Source organism: Nocardia sp. CY15, assembly GCF_009829295.1.
Classification (GTDB): domain Bacteria; phylum Actinomycetota; class Actinomycetes; order Mycobacteriales; family Mycobacteriaceae; genus Nocardia; species Nocardia sputi.
On record NZ_VUOT01000027.1, the window covers coordinates 90,488 to 99,283 of the forward strand.

The 8,796-nt window shown below is 65.5% G+C and carries 6 protein-coding genes and 3 pseudogenes; 6 read left to right on the forward strand and 3 right to left on the reverse strand.

Going from position 1 to position 8,796, the window contains the following annotated elements:
• Positions 1 to 30 precede the first annotated feature (30 nt).
• From GVY39_RS25565 to GVY39_RS25585, 5 genes and pseudogenes are all read left to right on the forward strand, one after another.
• On the forward strand, positions 31 to 726 hold the full coding sequence (locus tag GVY39_RS25565) for a CTP synthase (RefSeq protein WP_159928919.1): 696 nt from the start codon (positions 31 to 33) through the stop codon (positions 724 to 726).
• Entirely contained in the window at positions 723 to 1,685 is a 963-nt protein-coding gene (locus GVY39_RS25570; protein WP_159928921.1) for a LysR family transcriptional regulator, read from the forward strand. Before GVY39_RS25565 ends, GVY39_RS25570 begins: the two co-directional genes overlap by 4 nt.
• Positions 1,686 to 1,916: 231 nt before the next feature.
• Entirely contained in the window at positions 1,917 to 3,869 is a 1,953-nt protein-coding gene (locus tag GVY39_RS25575; protein WP_159928923.1) for a gamma-glutamyltransferase family protein, read from the forward strand.
• Positions 3,870 to 3,881: 12 nt separating this feature from the next.
• Positions 3,882 to 4,253: pseudogene (locus GVY39_RS34640) on the forward strand (ISL3 family transposase); the annotation flags it as partial.
• A gap of 120 nt (positions 4,254 to 4,373) precedes the next feature.
• Positions 4,374 to 4,898, forward strand: a complete 525-nt coding sequence (locus GVY39_RS25585; protein WP_159928939.1) for a GNAT family N-acetyltransferase — start codon at positions 4,374 to 4,376, stop codon at positions 4,896 to 4,898.
• On the opposite strand, the pseudogene GVY39_RS35360 reads toward GVY39_RS25585, so the two are convergent.
• From GVY39_RS35360 to GVY39_RS25595, 3 genes and pseudogenes are all read right to left on the reverse strand, one after another.
• A pseudogene (locus tag GVY39_RS35360) lies at positions 4,881 to 5,072 on the reverse strand (hypothetical protein); the annotation flags it as partial. The gene GVY39_RS25585 and the pseudogene GVY39_RS35360 overlap by 18 nt on opposite strands.
• Positions 5,073 to 5,119: 47 nt before the next feature.
• Positions 5,120 to 6,103: pseudogene (locus tag GVY39_RS25590) on the reverse strand (IS30 family transposase).
• Between the two features lie 1,042 nt (positions 6,104 to 7,145).
• Positions 7,146 to 7,886: an SDR family oxidoreductase gene (locus GVY39_RS25595; RefSeq protein ID WP_159928925.1), complete on the reverse strand. Its 741-nt coding sequence runs from the start codon at positions 7,884 to 7,886 to the stop codon at positions 7,146 to 7,148.
• A 61-nt stretch (positions 7,887 to 7,947) separates the two neighbouring features.
• On the opposite strand from GVY39_RS25595, the gene GVY39_RS25600 reads away from it, so the two are divergent.
• Positions 7,948 to 8,583, forward strand: a complete 636-nt coding sequence (locus GVY39_RS25600; RefSeq protein ID WP_255466270.1) for a TetR/AcrR family transcriptional regulator — start codon at positions 7,948 to 7,950, stop codon at positions 8,581 to 8,583.
• Positions 8,584 to 8,796: the final 213 nt, after the last annotated feature.

The following is an 8,796-nucleotide window of genomic DNA, read 5'->3' on the forward strand; positions in this document are numbered from 1 at the left end:
CGAGGCTGCAACTGTCGCATAGTGATCATCATGGACCGATCCCTTCTCGTCGCGGTCGTCGGTGACCGTGATCCGAACTTTGTTCCCCACGGGGCTACCGACGACGCGTTGGAGCATGCCGCGGCGCATCTTGGTATCGAGGTGGACATCCGCTGGCTGGCCACCGAACCACTGGAGGCGGACCTGGGCGAGGTCAAGACCGCCGATGTGCTCTGGTGCGCGCCGGGCAGTCCGTATCGCAGCCTGCGTGGCGCCGTCGCCGCGCTTCGTCACGGCCGGGAAAGCGGGGTACCCACGCTCGGGACGTGCGGTGGCTGCCAGCACATGGTCATCGAGTACGCCCGCACGGTGCTCGGTTACGCAGACGCCCAGCATGCCGAATACGACCCCTACGCCTCAACTCTGTTCGTGTCGGAGTTGACCTGCTCACTGGCCGGCAAAACGATGCCCGTTTCCCTGGTTTCCGGTTCCCGGGTGGCCGCGTTGTACGGAAGGACCGAAGTCGAGGAAGAGTACTACTGCAACTTCGGGCTCGACACCAACCGACAAGATGTCCTACACGCCGGTGGGTTCCTGGTCACCGGCGTGGACGGTGATGGAGCAGCCAGGGTGCTTGAAGTCCCCGGCCACCCGTTCTACGTCGCTACTCTGTTCGTGCCCCAGGCCCGCTCACGACCCGAGGCCCCGCATCCACTGGTCGTCGGCCTTCTGCGGGCAGCACTGTGACATTCACCCAGCTCAGAATTCTGCAAGCGGTCGCGCGGACAGGCAGCATGACCCGTGCCGCCGAGGAACTGTCCACCACGCAGTCCGCGGTCAGCCATGCGCTGCGCTCGTTGGAGAATGAACTCGGCATCGCGCTGCTGGTCCGCGGCAACCACGGCGTGAGTTTGACGACCACTGGACGCGCTGTCTGCCGTCGCGCCACGCTCATCCTCACACAGGCAGAGGCGTTGAAACACGATGCGGCCACAGCACGGGAGCACGAGCGGGGGAGCTTGCGGGTCGGTGTCATTCCCAGCGCCAACACCCGACTGCTGCCACCGATCCTGCGGCGGTTCACCGGTGCGCACCCGCAGGTTCGGCTGATCGTGCTGGAGGGCTCGGATCAGGAGGTACTCGAATGGCTCCAAACAGGAGCGGCAGATATCGCCACCCTGGCATCCGGCATCGAGGGCACCACCCGGTCGTCGATCGAACAGGCAGCCGGGGTTCTCGTTCCCGCCGGACTGACAGCGTGGCCGTTCGCTGTGGATCGCATGTTGGCCGTCGTGCCGGGCGGTCACGAACTGGGCGACTGCCACTCGGTTTCAATGGCCCAACTGGCCCGTCACCCGTTCATCATGTCCGCCGGAGGCTGCGAACCGCTCATCACCTCACTCGCGCGCGCGGCAGGCGCGAACCTGAAATGCCATTATCGTGTTCGCGATATCAACACCATCCTGGCGATGGTCGCAGAAGGCCTCGGGGTAAGCATCGCCCCCGAGCTCTCGCTACCCGCACATCACACGGGCGTACACACGATCCCGCTGGACCCCACCGCCGACCGGATCATCTTTCTTGCCTTGCCCGCCGACCCCCGGCCGATGGCAATCGCTTTCGCCGAACTCGCGAGCGCACCCATTCCGCACCCGGAATCGACGGAACTCCAATCCACTGATGGAGTGCCCAATGGTGACGAGTGACACCGTGCAGCGCCCGCCGCGTCCGCAGCCAAAGAGCTCGGCGCGGCCAATGGTGACTCGGTTCGATGGTTGTTCGGCGACCGCGGTGTGCAGGTCGGCCAGCGCGCATGGGCAGCCCAGTCGGTCCGTGTCGGCCGCAGTTGATGCCGTCCGCCGCCGAGTCATCGGCGACTTGGATCGCTGCGCGATGTCTCCATCGCTGGGTGTGACAGCGTCGATCGCTGGGGTCGCATGATGCGAGCGCGAGCAACATGGGCCGGGCTGGCGGCAATGCTACTGGTTCTCGGGGCGGTTACCAGTTGTAGGTATGAGGAAGCGGCTGGAGTCTGCGGAACCGTCGCTGACGGTGCTACGGGGACGGGGACGGGAACGGCCGACGGGAAAACGCGGGACATCGGGACGAGTCCGGAGATTGCAACAGGGTATCGGTCGGGGATGATGCCAGTGCGATCGAAGACGTTCGCGGTGGCCACGGCGAATCCGGCAGCAACGAAGGCCGCATGTGAGGTGTTGCAGACTGGCGGGACCGCAGCCGACGCGCTGATCACGGCGCAGACCACGCTGGGGCTGGTGGAGCCGCAATCCTCAGGGATCGGTGGCGGCGCGTTCCTGATGTATTACGACGCGGCGTCCAAGTCCGAAGAGGCCTACGATGGGCGCGAAGTCGCGCCCGCGGCGGCGACGGAGAACTACCTGCGCTGGGTCAGCGATACCGATCGCACCGAACCGAAGCCAAACACCCGGGCCAGCGGCCGCTCGATCGGCGTGCCCGGTGTGATCCGGATGCTGGAGATGGTGCACCGCGAGCACGGCAAAAAGGGCTGGCGCGAATTGTTCGACCCGGCCATCGGGCTCGCCGATCGCGGCTTCCAGATCAGTCCGCGGCTTGCCGGGCAGATCGCCGACTCGGCGACCGATCTCGCACGGGATGGCGGCGCTAAGGCGTACTTCCTCAATCCCGACGGCACGGGCAAGGCCGCCGATACCGTACTCACCAACCCGGCCATGGCGAAGACGCTCGGCGCCATCGCCACCGACGGCGCGCAGGCCTTCTATACCGGGGCCATCGCGCAGGACATCGTCGCCGCCGCGACCGCGGGCACCGGTGGTCGTACCCCCAGTCTCATCACGGTCGCCGACCTGGCCAACTACCAGCCGAAGAAGCGCACCGCGCTATGCACCGACTACCGCAACCATCAGATCTGCGGCATGCCGAACCCCTCGTCGGGGGGCATCACCGTCGCGTCCACCCTCGGCATCCTGGAGAACTTCGATCTCGCCGCGCTGAAGCCGGACGATCTCGGGGCCGACTCCGACACCGCCAGCAACGGCGGCAAGCCGAAGGCCGATGCGGTTCATCTCATCGCCGAGGCCGAGCGGCTGGCCTACGCCGACCGCAACAAGTACGTGGCCGATACCGATTTCATTCCGCTGCCCGGCAACTCGCCACAGACGCTGCTGAACAAGGAGTACCTGAAACAGCGTTCGGGCCTGATCGACCGCAACCGCAGCATGGGCACCGCCCAGCCCGGCGACTTCGGCCCGGTCCCGCTCGGCGTCGGCCCACAGCCGCCGGAACACGGCACCAGCCACATCTCCGTTGTCGACCAGTACGGCAACGCGGCCGCGATGACCACCACCATCGAAGCGGCCTTCGGCTCGTTCCATCTCGTTGACGGCTTCCTGCTGAACAACCAGCTCACCGACTTCTCCGCCGACCCGATGGGCACCGACGGCATCCTGGTGGCCAACCGCATTCAGCCCAACAAGCGCCCCCGCAGCTCGGTCTCACCCACCCTGGTGTTCAGTAAGGCCGCAGACGGATCTCGCGGCCCACTCACCCATGTCGCGGGATCAGCCGGCGGCTCGCTGATCATCCAGTTCGTTCTGAAAACGCTGATCGGCATGTTGGATTGGGGACTCGACCCACAGCAGGCAGTCTCGGCGCCCACCTTCGGAGCGAGTAACGACCAATCCACCAGCCTCGGCGGCGAACACCCCAACATCGACGCTGCCGACAACGGTGACCACGACGCATTGGTCCTCCGCCTCCGCGAACTCGGCCACCAAGTCTCAGTCGCCCGGCAATCCAGCGGCCTGACCGCCATCCGGCGAGACAGCGACGGCTGGATCGGCGGCGCCGATCCTCGACGCGAAGGTGCAGTATCCGGGGATACCCGCTGACCATGTCGGGTCGTCACGGCCCATAGTCGTTGCTGGGCGGCGGCCGGACCGAAACGGCGGACAATGACCCGCGAGACGACCACCTTGCAGCGGTGGCATGCCCGTGCACGACCTGCTCGGCCAGGGAGTCGGGCTGATGGACTGCGCCCGCCGACTGGGCGTGGGCCTCAACACGGTCAAACGCTATGCCCGAGCGGCCGAACCCGAAAACTGCGCCGGCCACCGCAATACCGTGCTTGTCTGGTCGATCCCTACCGCGATCACCTGCGAATACGCCGCGCTACCGAGCCCGGTGTGCTGGTCGTCGAGTTGTTCGGTGAGATCAAAGCCCTCGGCTACACCGGCAGCCTCAATTTTCTGCAGAAATACCCCACACAGGGCCGTAAGTCCGGTTCCTGCCGCCTCCGCCTCCACTTCTCGATCGCGGACAGACCGGCACTGGCCAGTTCACCGGCCGCGATCACCAGCGAGTCCAACGCCAGCTCGCGGGTAGCGTCCCAAGTTGTGACTTCGACTCTGCGTACCCAGCGTCTTGTCCTCGAGCGGTACGTCCCAGAGGACGAGGAAGGCTTCGTCGCTTTGTTTCAGGACACGAGGGTGTCTCGGTGGATGGGTGACGGCCCGTCTTCCGAAGCGGCCGACCGGGCCTTGTTCGGGCGCATCTTCACCAAGGTTTATGCGGACCATCTGTTCGACGTCTGGGCCGTTCGTCAGGACGGACGCCTGGTCGGGCATGCCGAGATCAAGCCGACTGACGTCGTCGAGGGCTACGAGATCATTTACGCTTTGACCCCACAGGTGTGGGGATGCGGTTTGGGTGTCGAGCTGGCAGAAGCGCTTGTCACCTACGGTTTCCACACCCTGGGACTGACCGAGGTGCACGCCACCGTGGCCGCGGCGAACAAGGCTTCGCTGCATGTTCTAAGCAAAGTCGGTTTCGAGCATATCCGGGACATCCCGGAAAATGATGGCAGTACCCCCCTGCTACTGACCCGGTCGATCAGTGACCACTCACCCACCGATCGATAGCAAAAACGCATCAACCAAACCCGTCACTTCCGACCGGGGCAGCTGTGTATCGCACATTCGCAGGGGCCGATACCCGGTTGGCCCGAACTGGGCCAGCTCGGCGTCGATGTCGACCTCGAAGTTTGTTGAGGGTGAGAGCTGTCGGTGTGGTCGTCTACTCAATCTCAATCCCGCATCCACACCTGTCCGTAAAACGATGCTGCGCTCAAACAGTCAGCGCGTCACCCACTGTTCAGACGCTCAGCGTAGACCTCGGCAGGGCTGCAGTACCCGTGGATCTTGCGGGGCCGGTGGTTGAGTTCGAGGGCTATGGCGTCGAGATCGTCCTGGGTGAACCGGCGAAGATCGGCGTTCTTCGGTAGATATTGGCGCAGTGAGCGATTGGTGTTCTCGTTGGTGCCTCGCTGCCACGGGCTTCGAGGTTTGCACAGATAGATCGGCGTGCCGGTCGCGGCAGTGATGGACTTGTGGCCTGCGATTTCGCGGCCCCGGTCCCAGGTCAGGGATCGGCGCATCGTTGTCGGCAGGCTGAGCAGGTATTTCGTCAAGTAGGGGGGTGACCTGGTGCGCCTTGATGCCCTCGGGCAGCGCGACCAGTGCGGTGAATCGGCTGGTCCGCTCGACCAGTGTCGCGATGGTAGACGGGCGTGAGCCCATCACGAGGTCGCCTTCCCAGTGCCCTGCGACCCGGCGGTCTTCGGCTTCGATCGGCCGTTCGCTGATCGGCACCAGGTCGGTGATGACTCCGCGACCGTCTCGACGGCGGCCGGCTCGTTTCGGATGTCGCACAGCCGGCCGGTTCGTAGTCGGCGCGTCAGTGTTCTCTCGATCGCTCTACGTCGGGGATCGAACAACGCCAGGTAGATCGCCTCGTGAGAGATCTGCTTCGATTCGTCGCCGGGGAATTCCCGGCGCAACCATCCCGCGATTTGCTGAGGCGACCAACGAACCGAGAGCTTGCCCTCGACGAGCTCTCGCAGCATCGGATTCTGCACCAGCTTGGCTGGTTTCGGCCGTCGCGCACGGTGATAGGCCCGCTGATCAGCCACCGCTGCCCGATAGGCGCCGTATCCGCCGTTGCGCGCGATCTCGCGCGCGATCGTCGAGGGCGAACGGCCCAGCCCGGTGGCGATCGTGCGGGCCGAGCTGCCCGCGGCCAGGCCGCGGGAGATCTCCTCTCGCTCGGCCATCGTCAAATGTTGGATGCGCCGCTGCGGCGGTCGGCGTTGGAGTCCTCCGGTTTGGGCCAGGAATCGCCTGACGTGCTGCAGCGGCATCCCGAGGGATCGCGCTATCGCACTGAACGATTCTCCCGCTCGCCACCTACGCCACAACTCGTCCTGACGAGCCGCAGACATTCCATAGTCCCGCACCCAAACCTCCACGCCGACATGATCATCCACGCGGTGATGCAGTCACCCCTTGAGCCCAAGATCGATTTGCGACGCCTGCGGGGTCCGGTGAGTTGTCCCGACCGGTGATTCAGCCCTCGTTTTCGATAGACCTATCGCAGGGGTGTCTGCACGGTCCGGTGGTCTTTGCCGCAGAGGAGACGCATGGAGTCAATGCAGTTCTCGGGCCATATGAAGCAGCCCGGTTCCGTCCGGGTAGTGGCTGGGCTCGTAACCGACACGGACGAAGCCGTGTGGGACTGCCCTCGGCGTGGGCGATCCGCGCCTTGATCGTTGGCGTCGGCTCCTGTTCGGCGAGCGCACGCGCCTCCTCCAGAGGAGGGGACCGCAGCACGAAAGTCGCCCTGCCAGGAGGCCAATTGACTGCTTACCTGGAGGGCCTTGACACGGTCGGGTATCGGCGTGGCCTCGCTATGGGCGAGTACCCGGTCGAGCCAGGAGCGGCCTTCCCCCGTACAGGCCACGAAAGGTCCAGAACTCGTACAATGCGGCGGCGGTGCGCAATCCGGTTACGGCGGCTTTTTCGGTGTCGTCGTTCAGGCAATTCTCGAGCGCTTCGCGCAGGTTGGACTGTTCGGTTTGAAGGCGGTTATCCAGTCGGGTTGTCGGTGGCTGATCCAGTCGGCCTCTGCGTCGAGCGCCAGCTTCTGGTACCAGTCGCGGTGCCGCCGGCGCAGATCGTGGTGTCAAGGGTCGGAAAACAGAGTGGACGAGACCCGCGCGGGCCCGGGCCCAGCCGGGTTCTGCGACGACCACAGCCAGCCCTGTTAGTCGCCCGTCACCGGTGCGGGTGTCCGTCTTTGTGGCCTGTCAGGCCACCCCGAGGAGCGGGTATTCAGCCCTGGCGCGTCGGTCGGATGGTCAGTTCCCCGATTTCGACGGCGTCGGGTTGATCGATCGCGAATGCGATCGCGCGAGCTACCGCCATCGGGTCGATGCCGAGATCGGTCATGTTCTTCCTGACGTGCTCATGCAAGGCCGGATCGTCGATGGCTTGGTCGATGAACTCGGTGCGGACCAGGCCGGGGGAGATCGATGTCGTCCGCAGCATCCCGTCGGTGCTCTCCTGCCGCAGGCCCTCCAGGAGCGTGCGCACCGCGTTCTTCGTTCCGGCGTACACCGCTTGGGTGGGAACGATTTTCAGGCCGGAAACCGAGAGGACCGTGACGAGGTGCCCGCTGCCCTGGCGGCGGAACACCGGTAGCGCTGCAGCGATGCCGTGCAGGATTCCCTTGACGTTCACGTCGACCATCGCCGACCATCCCTCGGCGTCCAGGTCGGCGACGGGGCTGAGTCTGCTGATCCCGGCGTTGCCCACCAGGACGTCCAACTGCCCGAAGCGCTCGATGGCGAGGGTGACGAGCGAGTGGAGGTCCGCAGGATCGGTGACGTCGACCCGCGCGGCGGCCGCGGCGCCGCCAGCGGCTTCGATCTCGGCGACCAGCCGGTCGAGCCGGTCGGTGCGTCGGGCGCCGAGGACAACGGCCGCGCCGAGTGAGGCGAGGTGGCGAGCGGTTGCTTCACCGATTCCGCTGCTGGCGCCCGTGATGGCGACGACCTTGCCGTGAATGGGCATCAGGATCTCCTTCAGCTAAAGTGGACATATGTCCGGTTACCCCGACAAGCTTAGCGGACACGTGTCCGCTTCTGTCAAGAGCAGCGAAACACGGCGCGCAGACGCACAACGCAACCGCGAACGGATCCTCCGAGCGGCACGAGAACTGATGCACGAGCCGGGAGAGCTGAAGCTCAACGCGGTCGCGAAAGCCTGCGGCATCGGGCAGGGCACGCTGTACCGGCACTTCCCGACGCGGGAGGACCTGCTCGCCGAGGTCTACCGCCATGAAGTGGACGAACTGGTTGCCGCGGCGGCTCGCCTGCTGACAACGCATCAGCCGCCGGATGCGTTGGCGGCGTGGTTCGATCGGGTGGCGGCCTACGCCCGGGTCAAGCGTGATGTGTTCGCCGCAGTCGAGGCGGCGACCTGGCGCGACCTCGCTGCCCACAGTCTCGGCCCGATCGGTGAGGCGGTGGAACTGCTGCTGGCGGCTGGTCGCTCGGACGGCAGCATCCGCGCCGATACCGAAGCCCGCGACGTCATCGTGCTCATCAGCTGGTTGTCGCGGCTCGACGACGCGGAGCTCGACAGTCGCGGACCGCGGTTGCTGTCGATCCTCGTCGACGGACTCCGCACACACCGCCCTCGAGCGACTACGCAGCGGCACGCTCATGATGCCAGCTGCACGGCGCGCCCTGGCCTGTCCCCTGATTGAGTAGCCGGGAGACGGCCACTGTCGCAGCGCTCAATATAGCAGGAGCACTCGGAGCGCCAAGTGGCGCATATGGTTGAAGTCGCCACCTAGCTGTTGCGGGTCGTGACGTTGGTGACGCGGTGCAGGGGTGGTGTGCTGAGGGGCGGTTCTTTCGGCGGCAGGATGTGAAGCGCCAACTCCCACGTCCGCCGTAAGCCGAAAGAACCGCCGTGA

Excerpts from the sequence above, each read along its gene's own strand:
- GVY39_RS25595 (WP_159928925.1), bottom strand. The coding sequence starts at position 7,886 with ATGCCCATTCACGGCAAGGTCGTCGCCATCACGGGCGCCAGCAGCGGA.
- GVY39_RS25575 (WP_159928923.1), top strand. The coding sequence starts at position 1,917 with ATGATGCGAGCGCGAGCAACATGGGCCGGGCTGGCGGCAATGCTACTG.
- GVY39_RS25565 (WP_159928919.1), top strand. The coding sequence starts at position 31 with ATGGACCGATCCCTTCTCGTCGCGGTCGTCGGTGACCGTGATCCGAAC.